Origin of the sequence: Vibrio sinus, from assembly GCF_023634645.1 — a bacterium.
Lineage (GTDB): Bacteria > Pseudomonadota > Gammaproteobacteria > Enterobacterales > Vibrionaceae > Vibrio > Vibrio sinus.
In genome coordinates, this window is record NZ_JAMKMR010000002.1 from 40,753 (window position 1) to 56,375 (window position 15,623).

Here is a 15,623-nt window from a genome sequence, read left to right on the forward strand (position 1 = left end):
AGGAGATGTATTGAAAACCAAACTGATCACACGTGAAGGGTACAATAAACTTAAAAAAGAGCATGATTATTTGTGGCACGAGCGGCGTCCAGAGGTGACCAAGATTGTCACCTGGGCTGCCGGTCTTGGCGATCGCTCTGAGAACGCCGATTATACCTTCAATAAACGATTATTAAGGCAGATTGACAGACGGGTGCGGTTTTTGCGCAAGCTGTTGCCAGAGGTGACCATTGTTGATTACTCTCCCCAGCAAGAAGGCAAGGTGTTTTTTGGCGCGTGGGTAGAAATTGAAAACGATGCGGGTGAGGTGAAAAAATTTCGCATCGTTGGGCCTGAAGAAATCTACGGTGACGATGTGAAAGACTACATTTCTATCGATTCGCCTATGGCGCGAGCCTTGCTCAAAAAACAAGTTGATGATGAGTTTATTGTTAAAACCCCTGATGGTGACAAAGAGTGGTTTGTGAATAGCATCGAATATGAAAAGCTAGTGCAGAGCAAGTAAATCGGATTTGTTTTTGTGAACGCTTGCATTGCGGTAAGCAACAGTGGTGGCACTTGAAGTCATTGAAGAAATAACGTTTTTAGTCAAGTAATGGGCGAGAGCAAATTGCAACCTGGTTTGCTATTAGATACAAAGAAATATACGTTAACAATTCTTTGTCGCTCTGTTAGCAAAAAGGATGTTACATTTTTCCTGGCTCGTTATTAGCTAAGTCGAGCTTGATTGAAGTGGGTAGGGTCAAAAGATGCAAGAAAACTACAAAATTTTAGTGGTCGATGATGACGCACGATTACGTTCTTTACTAGAGCGTTATTTAACTGAACAAGGTTTTCAGGTGCGTGGCGTGGCCAATAGTGAACAGATGGATCGATTGCTAACCCGTGAAAATTTTCATTTGATGGTTCTCGATCTGATGCTGCCTGGTGAAGATGGCTTGTCCATTTGTCGCCGTCTGCGTAACGCAAACAACATGCTGCCAATTTTGATGTTGACAGCAAAAGGTGATGAGGTAGATCGTATCGTTGGCCTTGAAGTGGGTGCAGACGATTATTTGCCAAAACCGTTTAATCCAAGAGAACTGCTGGCTCGAATCAAGGCCGTTCTACGTCGTCAAATAATCGAAGCGCCGGGAGCGCCGAGTACCGAGGAATCGGTGGTTGAGTTTGGCGATTTTCGTTTAAACTTGGGCACGCGCGAAATGTTTCGTGGTGAAGAGCCTATGCCGATCACATCCGGTGAGTTTGCCGTCCTTAAAACACTGGTCACCAACGCCAGAGAGCCTATGTCTCGTGACAAGCTGATGAACATGGCGCGTGGTCGTGAGTACTCGGCAATGGAGCGCTCCATTGACGTGCAAATTTCTCGATTACGGCGCATGCTGGAGGTTGACCCAAGCAAGCCTCGTTATATCCAGACGGTTTGGGGGCTGGGCTACGTATTCGTTCCTGACGGAAAAGACGTATAATTCGCTCTGTCTAAAAGCACTGACCACTAAGTCGGTGCTTTTTTCATTTTTACCTATTTAATCTTGGATCAACCCAATGCGTATCCGCAGCTCTTTCACTCAATCAATCATTATCTTTTTCACTCTATTGATCGCAAGCCAAGTTTATTCTTATTACGCGGTATTCAACTATGCGTTGATGCCCAGCTTGCAGCAATTCAATAAAATTCTTGGTCACGAAATTAGCTTGATGCTCGAAGAAGCCAACCGTAAGGACTCGTTGAGTGTCAACGACCCCAATCGCCATCGAGTATTAGAACAACTTGGAGTGACCATCCACTCGAGCAAAAACCCTGTAGTTGAATCGGAGTACAATCAGGCGGTGCCAATTGAACTTATGAGTGAAGATATGAGTCACGAGCTTGGCGTGAAAACTGAAGTGCGTATGACAGTTGATAGTCACAGCTATGTGCTCTGGATGAAAATCGACTCTTTACCGAATTCTTTGCTGCGTATTCCGTTAACTGAGCTAAGAGAAGGTGACTTTGCACCGTTATTTCGCAATAGCTTATTTGTTGCAATTTTGATTGTCGCTGGCGGCTGGCTGTTTGTTCGTCTGCAAAACCGGCCTTTAACTGCACTAGAGAAGGCGGCGAAAGAGGTGGGGCGCGGGGAAATTCCGCCGCCACTGGATGAAAAAGGCCCGTCAGAAATTCGAGCGGTGACTCGCGCCTTTAACCAGATGTCGCAGGGCATACAAGCGCTAGAAGAAGACAGAGCGTTGCTCATGGCGGGCATCAGTCATGATTTACGTACTCCACTAACTCGTATTCGATTAGCGACCGAGATGATGTCACCAGAAGAAAGCTATCTGGCAGACGGCATTATTAGTGACACAGAAGAATGTAACGAGATCATCAATCAATTTATGGACTACTTGAAGCCAGTCAACAAGCAGTCGTTTGAAGCGGTAGATTTAAACACCATCACTCAAGATGTTGCGAATGCGGAAAGTTCCAAAGAGGTCGACATTGATTTGCAATTGGGTGAGAACATGCTGGATGCATTTGGTAGCCCAATTGCGCTGAAAAGGTCTATCACAAACCTTGTGGTGAACGCGATACGATATGGTAACGGCTGGTTAAAAATTAGCACAGGCATGACCGCTGACAAGTCTCTGGTTTGGGTTTGCGTTGAAGATAACGGTCCTGGTATCGAGCAAGATCAGATTGCTAAACTCTTTGAACCTTTTACCCGTGGCGATACGGCGCGAGGCAGCGAAGGCACTGGGCTTGGCTTAGCCATTGTCAAAAGAATTGTAAGCCAGCACCACGGCTCTGTGGTGATCAGCAATCGTAGTGAAGGTGGCTTAAGAGCTCAAATCAGCTTTCCTACGGTTAAAGCGAAGTAGTTTGATCCGGAGAATGTTGTCTCTTCTCCAAATCAAGTTTAGAGACGTTAAACTTTTTTCAATGGCTGCTCGTGCCATTATATAAAAACACACATCTTAGAATTGCATCTTGACCCCTTAAATTGACGATTTTAAGGGGTTTTAATTTGTTGAATTCGTTAGAGTTATTTTGTTGGTAAACAAGGAGGCTTCGGTGCTAGGCTACTGAAAACTGAGGAGTTGCCATGAACCAAGTTGACGCTATATTTGACCAGCAAGATTTTTCCACACAAGACTTACAAGGCGCATCGTTCTTGCGTTGCCAGTTTATCAATTGCAGCTTTGAGCGCGCGGATTTACGCGATGCCTGCTTTGACGATTGCCGTTTTATCGAAGCTACAGACGTAATTGGTTGCAGTTTTCGCAATGCAAAACTAAAAGACGCTCGCTTTAGCAACTGTATGCTGGCGATGTGCCAATTTAATCGAGCGGAATGCTTTGGTATCGAGCTGCGCCAGTGCGACTTAAAAGGCGCAGATTTTCAGCTGGCCAATTTTGCCAACTACATTACCGCGAAGTCCTATTTTTGCTCGGCTTTCATTACCGGGTGCAACCTTAGCTACTGCAACTTAGAAAATGTGTTATTAGAAAAGTGCGATCTGTTTGAAAATCGTTGGCGAGGTGCCAATTTATCTGGCGCCAGTTTGAATGGCTCCGATTTATCACGTGGTGAGTTTGCTGCTGAGCAGTGGGGAAGCTTTAGCTTAGAGCATGCAGACTTAACCCATGTGGAGCTTGAAGGTTTGGATATCCGCCGAGTTTCTCTTTATGGGGTTAAAATTTGTGATTGGCAGCAAGCCCAGCTGCTAGAGCCATTTGGGCTGGTGGTGCTCTAAACAAGCTTCGTACAGCTAGGCGTTGGAGTACAGGTCTTTGTTTCCCAGCCAACGCTCAATAATGGCAGCTGAGTTGCTGGGGTATTGCCGATGCAAATGATTGGCGATGCGCTGTACTTCGGCAACCAAATGCTGATCGCGGATCAGGTCGGCGATTTTAAACTCAGCCATGCCCGTTTGTTTGGTGCCCAACACTTCTCCTGGTCCGCGTATTTCTAAATCCCGTTGTGCAATCACAAAACCGTCATTGCTTTCTCTTAACACGCCGAGCCTTTTTTGCGCGGTTTTTGATAAAGGAGAGTGGTACAAAAGCACACAGTGGCTGGCGACGCTGCCACGACCAACTCGCCCCCTTAGCTGGTGCAATTGCGCCAGCCCGAGGCGCTCTGGGTTTTCGATGATCATCAAGCTTGCATTGGGCACATCTACTCCCACTTCAATTACCGTCGTGGCCACCAACAGGCTTAGTTCGTTACGTTTGAATGCGTCCATGACTGCTTGCTTTTCGGCGGGTTTCATTCTGCCATGAACTAAGCCAATCTTAAGCTCTGGAAGTCTAGTGGAAAGCTCTTCTGCCGTGTCAGCAGCGGCTTGTGCTTCAAGTACTTCAGATTCATCGATGAGTGTGCATACCCAGTACGCCTGTTTATTTTCATTCAAGCAGGCATGTTTGACTCTTTCGATAATATCGCCGCGCTTGGTATCAGGTATGGCAACGGTTTGTATGGGTGAGCGGCCGGGCGGCAGCTCATCGATGATCGATGTTTCCAAGTCAGCATAAGCGGTCATCGCAAGAGTTCTAGGGATGGGCGTGGCTGTCATGATAAGTTGATGTGGATAGTGCCCTTGTTTGGCCCCTTTCTCTCTAAGTTCCAAGCGCTGATGTACCCCAAAGCGGTGTTGCTCATCGATAATAACCAAGGCTAAATTGTTAAAGTGCACATTTTCTTGAAAAAGGGCGTGAGTACCGACGACCATTTTCGCCGTACCTAGAGCAATGGCTTCGAGCTGATCCTGTTTTTCTTTTTTCTTCTGCTTGCCTGCTACCCATGCTACTTCTATCTCTAGTGGTTTAAGCCAATGTGCAAAGTTAAGTGCGTGCTGCTCGGCGAGAATTTCGGTGGGTGCCATCAGCGCCACCTGATAGCCTTGCTCAATCGCTGTCAATGCTGCGAGTGCCGCTACTAATGTTTTACCTGAGCCGACGTCGCCTTGTACCAGTCTCATCATTGGAAAAGGTTTCGCTAAATCCTGTTCAACTTCATTGACAACACGATTCTGTGCATTGGTTGGCGAAAAAGGTAGTTGGGCAAGTAACTGATTTTTTAGTTTGTTTGATGGTGGCAGCTCTATGGCAGAGTCCTGCTGCCCTTTACTTCTTACCGCCAACATAGATAAGTTCTGTGCGATTAACTCTTCTAAAATGAGACGGATCTGCGCTGGGTGTTTTCCGAGTTCGAATGCATCGAGATCGATACTAGGGTCGGGGCGGTGAATAATACGTAACGCATCGGACAGTGTTAGCTGGTTGGGATAAAGACCTTCAGGAAATAGCTCTTGTACCGCAGATTTATCAAGCAAATCCAGTGCCTGATCGGTCAGTGAGCGTAAGGTGAGCTGACGAAGACCATCGGTGGTTGGATAGACAGGAGTGAGGTTTTGCTCGAGTTGCAGCTTTTGTTTCGGTTGATAAAACTTGTAGTCGGGGTGAACAATTTCAAGGCCATTCATACCGCGCTTTACCTCACCATATGCATGGATCTGCCGGTCTGGAGAAAAATTATTCTTCATCGCCGCGGTAAAGTTAAAAAAACGCAGAGTTATAGTACCGTTGCCGTCACTGATTTTAACGGTGAGCATTTTTTTTCGGCCGAATATGGTATCGCTACTCATTACTTTGCCTTGCACCGATGCCCATAGCCCAGGGTGAAGTTTGGCTATGGGGTAAATACGGGTGCGATCTTCGTACCTGGAAGGTAGGTGGAACAGTAGGTCTTGCACATTATGCAGTTCTAGCCGAGCCAGCTTTTCAGCAATTTTAGCCCCAACGCCAGATAATGATGATAATGGAATGGCAGAAAGTAGCTGACTCATGGCTGGACTCAAAATGTAAAACACAGCAAATAGTTAATCACTAGGCTGTGTATTTGTACAGGAAATTTGTCCTGACTCTGCTACTTGCTTTGCATTTTTTGCCACCATTCGCTGTCAGCTACGACTTGGCCATGTTCATCAAGTGGCGGATAAGGGAGGCTTTTGCTTTTGGCGACTCTTGCGAGTACCGGGTGCCCACGCTCGAATAGAATACGATGAATGGTTTCTTTGCCAAGGGCACTTGTTTGTCTTTGATACATGCCCTTGGCTTGGCGCTGTCTTTGCGCTTCAAACAAAATAATAGCGCTGGCGACAGAGACATTGAGCGATTGCACCATGCCTGCCATGGGTATAATGATGTCTTGGTCGGCAAGCTCTATGGCGTTTGCAGAGGTGCCGAATTTTTCACCGCCGAGGATAATGGCGGTTGGCTGAGTGTAGTCTATCTCACGAAAATCTACCGCTGTATCAGACAAGTGGGTCACCAGTATCTGCATGCCCTCAGACTTAAGCTTGGTAACAGCGGCCTGGATGCTATCGTGAGTGTCCACTTCAACCCAATTTCTTGCTCCGGCAGAGGTATGGCCAAGCATTCGCATCTTATCTGTTGGCCACACGGCATGAACCTTGTGCAGCCCTGCAGCGTCGGCGGTTCGAACGACTGCAGACACATTGTTTGGTTTATGCACTTCTTCCAAACAAAGGGTGAGATCTGGCTGGCGGGCGGCAAGTACTTGTTGTATTCGTTGGTATCTTTCTAAATTCATGACTTAGTAAATTTTGGGCTACCGAATGGTAGCCCGTTGAGGTTAGTTTTTTCGGCGACGCACACGTAATGCATGTGGCATGACGCGAATTTTTTTCATAATTCCAGCCAAGTGCACCCGATCTTTGGTCGTGATCAACACCGTGATGGTATACAGTCGGCCATCTTTTTCTTCGGTCGAGATGCCATGAATGTTAGAGCCGGTGTTGGCAATAACATTGGTCAGCTCTGCCAACGCACCTTGGTGATTCTGCATGTCGACTTTGAGTTCTGAAATAAACTCTTGCTCGTAATCATCAGACCACTCGACGGCCATGTACTTGTCTGGCTCTTTCTGATAACCACGAACGTTTGGACAAGTTTCACGGTGCACCACAAGGCCACGTCCAGGAGAAACGTGAGCGATGATATGATCATCTGGAATCGGGTGGCAGCAATTAGCGAAGGTAAGCAAGATGCCTTCCGCGCCGCGAATAGGCAGTTTCTTCTTCGGTTTACCATCATTGCTTGATACGTCAGTCAGTTCGTCACTATCACCCAATAAGCGGCGTGCAATGACGATACTCATCAGCTCGCCCAAACCTATGGACGCAAGCAAATCTTCTTCGCTGTCGACTTTCAAATCTGCCAATACGTTTTGTACGTTTCCTTCATCAATGTCAGATAAAGACAGCTCGCCAAGCGCATGATTGAGAAGACGCCGTCCTAACGTGACAGATTCTTCCCGGCGCATGGTTTTCAGTACTTGACGAATTTTTGTACGTGCTCGAGAAGTCACCACATAGTTTAGCCATGCCGCGTTTGGCCTCGCCCCTGGCGCACTGATAATTTCGATGGTTTGACCGTTTTTCAGTGCTTTACTGAGTGGGTAAGGATTTCTATCGACACGAGCACCAACGCAGGTGTTGCCGACATCGGTGTGAACGGCGTAGGCAAAGTCAACCGCTGTTGCACCAACGGGTAGCTCGACAATGCGGCCTTTAGGGGTGAATACGTAGATCTCGTCAGGGAATAAATCTGATTTAACGTGTTCAATGAACTCAAATGAGTTGCCGGCACTTTGTTGTAGCTCAAGCAGGCTTTGCATCCAGCGCTGGGCTTTAACTTGCGCGGTTGTGCCTGTGCTATCACCGTTGCCTTTGTAAGACCAATGCGCCGCTACCCCTTTATCCGCCATTTGATCCATGTCTTCGGTTCTGATTTGAACCTCAACAGGCACCCCGTGTGGGCCGACCATTGACGTATGCAAAGACTGATAGCCGTTTGCCTTGGGGACAGCGATGTAATCTTTCATTCGCCCAGGGCGCGGTTTATACAGGCTGTGCACTTGACCAAGGACGCGGTAGCATGTGTCGATATCTTCAACCACTACACGAAATGCGTAAATATCCATAATGGTATGAAAACGCTGCTCTTTGGTTTTCATCTTGTTATAGATGGAATAGAGGTTTTTCTCTCGACCGACGACTCGAGCTTTCAAGCCTACATCTTTCAGGCGACCTTCTATTTCGCTGTGGATGCGCTGAATCATTTCTTTACGGTTGCCGCGAGCGGCGCGAACCACTTCTTTCAGCACTCGATAACGATTCGGATATAGTGCTTCAAAGCCCAGCTCTTCAAGCTCTACTTTGATGTTGTGGATACCAAGGCGGTGCGCAAGGGGTGAATAAATTTCCAACGTTTCACGCGCGATGCGACGTTTTTTATCTGGTCTGAGTACACCCAGCGTACGCATATTATGAGTACGGTCTGCCAGCTTGATTAAAATAACGCGGATGTCTTGCACCATGGCAAGCACCATCTTGCGAAAGTTCTCTGCTTGGGCTTCTTTTCGATCGCGAAACTTAAGCTTATCAAGTTTAGATACGCCATCGACCAGCTCAGCGACGGTATTGCCAAATTTGACGACCAACTCTTCTTTGGTGACGTCACAATCTTCAATCACATCATGCAATAATGCAGCTTGAAGTGTTTCGATATCTAGACGCATTTCTGCGAGGATGCGAGCGACAGCGACAGGGTGAATGATATAAGGTTCGCCGCTGGTGCGGGTTTGCCCTTCATGGGCGTCTCTTGCTACCACATAAGATTGACGCAGAGCCTCAATTTGAGGCTCTGCTAAGTATTCTTGGGCAACGTCTTTGAGACTATCAAATAGATACAAATTACATACCCGGGAGGTTATCGAACTTGAAATTAACGGTTGTGTACGATGCTACTTACCGCGGCTAGTTCAGCAGCTTCTTGCTCTTGCTGCTCTTGACGCTCACGCGCATCAAGGACTTCTTTAGTAATTAAACCTTCTTCGATTTCGCGCAATGCGATAACCGTTGCTTTATCATTCTCTTCAGGCACCAGGGAATCTTTACCACCAGTTTGCATTTGACGAGCGCGGCGTGCCGCAATGAGAACAAGGTCGAAACGGTTGCCAATTTTTTCAACAGCGTCTTGTACAGTTACGCGTGCCATGAGAACTCCAAATTGTTTACTTAATTTTTAAATGACGAGAAAGTATACAGTCTTACTCACATATATTCTATACCCAAAGTGCCAGAAGATGTAGCTAGCTTGGATATGGTGATGGTTTAATCAGACAGTAACGCTTTGAGCATACCGTTATATTTAGCAGCTTGTTTATCTTGCTTCAATCTTTCTGAGCGGATTATGGCCTTAAAGTCCATTAAAGCCGCATCAAAATCATCGTTCACGATAACATAGTCGTATTCGTCATAGTGCGAAATTTCTGCTTTGGCTTCTGCCATGCGTTTTGCGATGACGGCTTCACTATCTTGCCCACGAGCGTTGAGTCTGCGCTCTAACTCCCCATTGGATGGTGGTAGTATAAAGACGCTGCGCGACAAGGGCATTTTCTCGCGTATCTGACGAGCGCCTTGCCAATCAATATCTAGAAAAACATCGATCCCTTTTTCCAAGTTTTCTTCAATCCAAACACGAGATGTGCCGTAGTAATTGCCAAAAACTTCGGCGTATTCAAGGAACTCATCTTTTTCAATTAGCGCTTCAAACTTTTCTTTAGGCACAAAATGATAATGGACACCATCTTGTTCACCAGGTCGCATGCCACGTGTAGTATGAGATACAGACACTTTCATTGCATAAGTTGGGTTCGTCTCTAGCATGGCAGAAATCAGGCTCGATTTACCTGCGCCGCTAGGGGCTGAAACAATATATAGAGTACCTTTGCCCATAAGTTTGGTTCCACGCTCGTTGGGGTTATGTTTTTGAGATTGATGGCTCAGTATTAAAGATAGCACCGACCTTGATTTGAGTGTTAAATCAGGTCAGGAAAATGGAGGCGAAGGGTAGCATATAGCCTGTGGTCGCCTCAAGTGAAAAGCTGAGTTAATGCATCGAAGTATTCCAGTATTTAGTCACTGTTACGTACTTGCTGGTATCTAAGATAGCTGAACTATAGAGACTGTATTTTCTATAGTTAGAAGTTTAGGACCGTTTAGAAGTGATGATGGGTTGGTCGATTTTTAAACAAATAATATCAAAACCACGCAGTTTATAGTATAGTAACCGCCGATTTAGGTTATTGTATTTAATAGAGTATGAAAATATTTGTAATTAGTTTAATTGATAGCACGGAGCGTCGCGACTCAATATGTAAACAATTTGTGGATAAAGGAGCTGAGTTCACTTTTTTCGATGCTGTAGATGGGCGAGCAGATTCACATCATCCACTTTTTGACAAGTACAATTATTTGAAAAGGCTATGGTTTACTTCAGGGAAGATGCCATCAAAAGGTGAAGTGGGGTGCTATGCTAGCCATTATTTACTGTGGAAAAAGTGTATCGAGCTGAACGAGCCAATTATTATCTTGGAAGATGATATTTCACTCTGCCAGTCATTTTCGACATCTATTGATAAAGTGGAGAAGTTTACTTCAAAGTACGGCTTTCTCCGACTAGAGGCAGAAGCGATGCCCAAGAGGGGGGAGTCACACATTGTCGAGTCAGGCCTCGACTACGATATTCGTTTTATTTCCGATAATACTCGTGGTGCTATTGCTTATTCGATCTCTCCTATCGCCGCCCGTAAGTTGGTGCAAAAATCTCAATCGTGGAGTGTGCCAGTGGATACCTACATGGGAGCTTATTATAAGCACGGTGTTCCTTCCTATCTTCTATCCCCTTCATTGGCCTATCACCCAGGAAGCTTTAGCACAATTGTGCAAGCAGGGCCGGAAATTAAAACGCCGTTGTACAGAAAGCCGACTCGGGAAATCTACACCATCTACAAGCGTTTGGTTCATCGAGTGGCAACGAAAAGATACATTAAAGAAAATATAGTTTAACGGTAGAATCTTTAAGTGAATCTGACGCACAGGGAAACCTGAGAATATGAGAATGCAGTTAATGCCAAAAAAGCTCCACCTTGTAGGATTAGGAGCTTGCGGTGACATTTGATTTATACCAAGCTTTGTAAAAACATTATTCGATATTCTGTATCTGCTCACGCATCTGCTCTATCAAAACTTTGAGCTCAACGCCAGAGGCGGTCACATCGGTGCTGATGGATTTGGATGCCAGTGTGTTGGACTCGCGGTTAAACTCTTGCATCATGAAATCTAATCGGCGGCCTACCGAGCCACCTTTTTGCAAAATGTTGGTGGTTTCTTTTACGTGAGAATCCAGGCGGTCGAGCTCTTCTGCCACGTCAGATTTTTGCGCTAGGATGATGAGTTCTTGCTCCACTCTCGAGCTGTCTAGTTCAATTTTTGCTTCTTCAAACTTGCTGATTAGGCGCTCACGCTGCCAACTGATGATTTCTGGCATTCTCGCGCGCACTTTGACTACTTCTGAGCTGATGGCTTCTAGGCGCTGTTCAATAAGCGACTTCATGTTGTCACCTTCCCGGCCCCGAGCTTCAATGAACTCGCTGAGCGCTTCATCAAAAGCAGCTAAAAGATCTTGCTTGACTGCGTCCATGTCTTGCTCGGGCGTTTCCATGACGCCAGGCCACTGCATGACTTGAAATGGATTAATACGACTTTCTTCACCAGTCAGCTGCATGATTTGGTTTGCAGCATAAACCACTTGTTTAGCCATGGAGTCGTTAATCGTTAACTCTCCTTGAGCGGCTGGATTGGCTTCGAAACGTAAATTGCATTCAACTTTGCCGCGAGCAAGGCGTTTTCTAAAACGATCGCGAAGTACAGGCTCTAGGCTTCGCAGTTGTTCAGGCATCCGGAAATAGGTTTCTAGGTAGCGCTGATTTACTGAGCGAATTTCCCATACGGCGGAACCCCAGTCATTCTTGACTTCTTTACGTGCGTAGGCCGTCATGCTGTAGATCATTGAGTTGTCCTTGCTTGCGGAATATAAAATGATGAGCGCTATAGTAGCATACATCTGGTCAGAGTTTATCTCTAGATTGGTAGTCTAGGCACTTAGCTGGAATTCCTATATAATGCTGCCCCAATTCTGTTGATCAACCCAATGGTCGGCAATGTCCACAAAAGCATAAGGAAAGTCTCTATGCGCCCAAATGATCGCGCTGCGGACCAGGTTCGCCCTATTAAGATTACTCGCAATTACACAGCCTATGCTGAAGGCTCGGTATTGGTTGAGTTTGGTAATACTAAGGTTCTATGCAACGCCACGGTGGAAGAAAATGTCCCTCGTTGGTTAAAAGGTCAGGGTAAAGGTTGGGTGACCGCAGAGTATGGCATGTTGCCTCGCGCGACTCACTCACGCACTCGTCGTGAAGCGGCAAGTGGTAAACAAGGTGGCCGCACGATGGAAATTCAACGTTTGATCGCCAGAAGCCTACGCGCCGTGGTGGATTTGCAGGCGATGGGTGAAATAATGATCACAGTTGATTGTGACGTCATTCAAGCCGATGGCGGTACTCGTACAGCGGCTATTTCAGGCGCCAGCGTGGCAATGGCAGATGCATTCGATTACCTTGTAGACAAAGGTAAGTTAAAGAACAACCCAATGAAGAGTCATGTTGCCGCGGTATCGGTAGGTATCCTTGGTGCGGATATTTTATGTGATTTAGAATACGTGGAAGACTCTTCTGCTGATACGGACATGAATGTTGTCATGACAGAAGATGGCAAGATGATCGAAATTCAAGGCACAGCAGAAGGCGAACCTTTTAGTCAGGAAGAGCTGCTGTCGTTATTAGAATCGGCCAAGGTCGGCATTGCGAATATTGTTGAAGCGCAAAAGCTGGCAAGGGCCAGCAAGTAAATTGGTTAGATAGCTCCGATATTCGGGGCTATTTTTTTATTTGGCGAGTAGAGCGAGTATAGAGAGAGGAACATGAAAGCATATCAACGTGAATTTATTGAGTTTGCACTTGAAAAAGAAGTTTTAAAGTTTGGTGAGTTTACTTTAAAGTCTGGCCGTAAGAGCCCTTACTTCTTCAATGCTGGATTGTTTAATACCGGTAAAGATCTTGCTCGTCTTGGGCGCTTCTACGCAGCGGCACTCATGGAATCTGGTATTAAGTACGATGTGTTATTTGGTCCAGCATATAAGGGGATACCTATTGCTACCACAACAGCCGTCGCACTAGCGGATCAGCATAATATTGATACACCGTACTGTTTTAATCGTAAAGAAGCGAAAGATCATGGAGAAGGTGGCAACTTGGTTGGGAGCCCGCTTGAAGGTCGTATCATGTTGGTTGATGATGTGATCACCGCGGGTACGGCGATCCGTGAGTCGATGGAAATTATCAAAGCTTGCAATGCGGGTTTAGCTGGCGTGTTAGTTGCTATTGATCGTCAAGAGAAAGGCAAAGGTGAGTTGTCTGCCATTCAGGAAGTCGAACGAGACTTTAGTTGCCCCGTGGTTTCCATTGTTAGCTTAGGTGATTTGATTACGTATTTGGAAGAGCAAGGGGATAACCAGCAGCAGCTTGAAGCGGTAAAAGCGTACCGTCAGCAATACGGTGTGTAGCCATTCAAGTTAAGTCAGGTTAAGTCAGGTTAAGAAAACGCCCAACACTTCCTCAATTGAATAAAGCTAAATTGAGGGAGTGTTACGTTTGAACCGTTGATATTAAACGTCTTCGTCGTCTAATTGGTCACCGCGGTGAGAGTTGTCATAGATTTCACGACCATCACGCCGCGTTTTGAGTAACGCTAAGTTCCACATGTAGTTTTCTGGATGGGGAGTAACCAATCGCTCAATCGCATCGTTCATAGCCCTGGCATCGAGCTCTTCATCACCAGTAGGAAAGCCTTCTAGAGCCGGTAATATATGTACTTCGTATTTGCTGGTTTTGTCATTATAGGTGGGCAGTACTGGCACGACTTTCGCCTTTGACAGCCTAGCCATTTTACCAAAGCCTTTAAGGGTGGCTTTTTCAGTACCAAAGAATGGCACGAACACGGAATTTTGTGGGCCAAAGTCTTCGTCTGGAAGCCAATAACCAATATAACCATCTTTAATCGAGCGGACAAAAGGTTTGACGCCAGCGTCCCGAGCAAAGATACGCCCACCATATTGCATTCGCTGCACCTGCATCAGCCAGTCTCCAATTGGGTCACGCTGCGGTTTCATGATGGTGGTGACTTTATATCCTTTAGCCGCTAGCATCACGGCGGGGTAGTCAACCGCCCAAGCATGGGGTGCTAAAATGATCACATTTTCACCTGCGTCGAGTAGCGGCAGCAAGTTTTCTTCGCCTATCATCACCCCACGTTGTTGGTTGTGTTTTGTTGAACGCACTAAAAACTCAGAGTAGCCCAGCATGTATTGAGCCGCTTTGACGAACGTCTTTTCTAAAATTTCTTGACGCTCTTGTTTGGTTTTGTCAGGAAAGCAATACTTTAGATTGGTTCTGGCACGTCTTACCACTCGGCCATTTTTTTTCAGGATCAGTTTAGATAGTTGCCCTGCCATGGCGTCACGCAACCTAGCGGGCATAAAGGCCAAAAGTGCGGCAAAAAATATTCCAACCCAAGTCCCCCAATATTTAGGATGTAAAAAGCTCCACTGGAAAGTAGGGTTGTGTAAGTGTTTGTCTACACTGTTTTTATCCGTGCTCATTAGCAGCAATACCTATTGATAAATTCTTATAGATGGTCGGTGACCGTTACAGATAGCGAGAGTTTGTTTTCGACTTATCTGGTAGCGACTTATATCGCTTATGTAACCAAAGCCACTGCTCGGGTGCGCGGAGTATAATCTCTTCAACAAATTTGTTCATGTAGGCTGCTGCCGCTGTTGGGTCTTTTTTCGGGTAATCGGGCTCGATATTCTTGTTGGCAATGAGTTCGTATTTGCCTTCACTATTTCGAAAACCTGATCCGGGCACAATGGTACATTTGCTTGTGTACGCAAGAATGCTTGTTCCGGTTGTGGTACAGGTTTCGTCAACCGAAAAAAATGGTACAAACACCGACCTATGGTGTCCATAGTCCTGATCAGGCAGATAAAAGAACAGTTCACCTTGCTTTAACACCTTAATCATTCTCTTCATATCGGTGCGATAAATCAGCTTATTGTTATTTCTTGACCGACCGCGATACTGGATAAACTCATAGGCTGGGTTGCTATGTGGGCGATATGCACCATAGCCTGGCATGCCCAATACAGCCAAAGAGCGAGCGGTGATCTCGAGGTTTAAGGCATGAACGGCGCAAAAGAGTATCCCTTTGTTTTCGCTTCTTAAGCGGCGCAGCTCAGCGGTGTCTTTCTCAATAACGCGCCGCTTGAAGCGCCAAGTGGGCCAAAACCAAGCGATGCCTGTCTCAATGAGCGCCATGCCAGTATTTTTGAGATTCTCTTGGACAAATTGATCCACTTCTCCAGCGGTTTTCTCGGGAAAGGAAAGTTCGACATTTCTTTTAGCGATCGCCACTCTTTTTTTGCCGAGGATATTCACCAGACCGCCAATTGAGCGACCTAAACGAAGTAACATAGAGTAGGGCAGAATATTGACTAACGCGGCCAACAACCCAAATCCAAACCACACACCCCAATATTTAGGATGCAGCAGAGAAAGGGAAAAGGCAGGTTTTCCCACGTAATTGTCATTCATA

15 protein-coding genes are annotated in these 15,623 nt (G+C 46.1%); 7 read left to right on the forward strand and 8 right to left on the reverse strand.

The features are described 5' to 3' along the window. The first annotated feature begins 10 nt into the window (after positions 1–10). The 4 genes from greB (at position 11) to M9194_RS02660 (ending at position 3,734) form a co-directional block, all read left to right on the forward strand. Positions 11–505, forward strand: coding sequence for a transcription elongation factor GreB (gene greB / locus M9194_RS02645; RefSeq protein ID WP_250610831.1), 495 nt, complete (start codon positions 11–13; stop codon positions 503–505). 244 nt (positions 506–749) lie between these two features. Continuing rightward, on the forward strand, positions 750–1,469 hold the full coding sequence (gene ompR / locus M9194_RS02650) for an osmolarity response regulator transcription factor OmpR (RefSeq protein ID WP_250610832.1): 720 nt from the start codon (positions 750–752) through the stop codon (positions 1,467–1,469). 76 nt (positions 1,470–1,545) lie between these two features. Then, entirely contained in the window at positions 1,546–2,859 is a 1,314-nt protein-coding gene (gene envZ / locus M9194_RS02655) for a two-component system sensor histidine kinase EnvZ (RefSeq protein ID WP_250610834.1), read from the forward strand. 224 nt (positions 2,860–3,083) lie between these two features. Beyond that, entirely contained in the window at positions 3,084–3,734 is a 651-nt protein-coding gene (locus M9194_RS02660; RefSeq protein ID WP_250610835.1) for a Qnr family pentapeptide repeat protein, read from the forward strand. 15 nt (positions 3,735–3,749) lie between these two features. Here the strand turns inward: M9194_RS02660 and recG are convergent, their stop codons facing one another. The 5 genes from recG to gmk form a co-directional block, all read right to left on the reverse strand. Then, the gene (gene recG / locus M9194_RS02665; RefSeq protein WP_250610836.1) at positions 3,750–5,828 is read right to left on the reverse strand and encodes an ATP-dependent DNA helicase RecG; all 2,079 of its coding nucleotides are present in this window, start codon (positions 5,826–5,828) and stop codon (positions 3,750–3,752) included. Positions 5,829–5,908: 80 nt separating this feature from the next. Continuing rightward, on the reverse strand, positions 5,909–6,595 hold the full coding sequence (gene trmH / locus M9194_RS02670; RefSeq protein WP_250610837.1) for a tRNA (guanosine(18)-2'-O)-methyltransferase TrmH: 687 nt from the start codon (positions 6,593–6,595) through the stop codon (positions 5,909–5,911). Between the two features lie 42 nt (positions 6,596–6,637). Next, a complete protein-coding gene (gene spoT, locus M9194_RS02675; protein ID WP_250610838.1) occupies positions 6,638–8,758 on the reverse strand; it encodes a bifunctional GTP diphosphokinase/guanosine-3',5'-bis pyrophosphate 3'-pyrophosphohydrolase in 2,121 nt (706 codons plus the stop codon). Positions 8,759–8,790: 32 nt separating this feature from the next. Further along, on the reverse strand, positions 8,791–9,063 hold the full coding sequence (rpoZ, locus tag M9194_RS02680; RefSeq protein WP_250610839.1) for a DNA-directed RNA polymerase subunit omega: 273 nt from the start codon (positions 9,061–9,063) through the stop codon (positions 8,791–8,793). A 116-nt stretch (positions 9,064–9,179) separates the two neighbouring features. Further along, entirely contained in the window at positions 9,180–9,803 is a 624-nt protein-coding gene (gmk, locus tag M9194_RS02685) for a guanylate kinase (protein WP_250610841.1), read from the reverse strand. Positions 9,804–10,169: 366 nt separating this feature from the next. On the opposite strand from gmk, the gene M9194_RS02690 reads away from it, so the two are divergent. Continuing rightward, on the forward strand, positions 10,170–10,916 hold the full coding sequence (locus M9194_RS02690) for a glycosyltransferase family 25 protein (protein WP_250610843.1): 747 nt from the start codon (positions 10,170–10,172) through the stop codon (positions 10,914–10,916). Between the two features lie 136 nt (positions 10,917–11,052). Here M9194_RS02690 and M9194_RS02695 read toward each other — a convergent pair whose 3' ends face one another. Further along, positions 11,053–11,919, reverse strand: coding sequence for a YicC/YloC family endoribonuclease (locus M9194_RS02695; protein ID WP_250610844.1), 867 nt, complete (start codon positions 11,917–11,919; stop codon positions 11,053–11,055). Between the two features lie 180 nt (positions 11,920–12,099). On the opposite strand from M9194_RS02695, the gene rph reads away from it, so the two are divergent. Further along, positions 12,100–12,819, forward strand: coding sequence for a ribonuclease PH (gene rph / locus M9194_RS02700; protein WP_250610845.1), 720 nt, complete (start codon positions 12,100–12,102; stop codon positions 12,817–12,819). 72 nt (positions 12,820–12,891) lie between these two features. Further along, the gene (gene pyrE, locus M9194_RS02705; RefSeq protein ID WP_250610846.1) at positions 12,892–13,533 is read left to right on the forward strand and encodes an orotate phosphoribosyltransferase; all 642 of its coding nucleotides are present in this window, start codon (positions 12,892–12,894) and stop codon (positions 13,531–13,533) included. A gap of 102 nt (positions 13,534–13,635) precedes the next feature. On the opposite strand, the gene lpxM is transcribed toward pyrE, so the two are convergent. Together lpxM and lpxL are read right to left on the reverse strand one after the other, a co-directional pair. Further along, positions 13,636–14,628: a lauroyl-Kdo(2)-lipid IV(A) myristoyltransferase gene (gene lpxM, locus M9194_RS02710; RefSeq protein WP_250610847.1), complete on the reverse strand. Its 993-nt coding sequence runs from the start codon at positions 14,626–14,628 to the stop codon at positions 13,636–13,638. 46 nt (positions 14,629–14,674) lie between these two features. Then, a complete protein-coding gene (gene lpxL, locus M9194_RS02715) occupies positions 14,675–15,622 on the reverse strand; it encodes an LpxL/LpxP family Kdo(2)-lipid IV(A) lauroyl/palmitoleoyl acyltransferase (RefSeq protein WP_250610848.1) in 948 nt (315 codons plus the stop codon). Position 15,623: the final 1 nt, after the last annotated feature.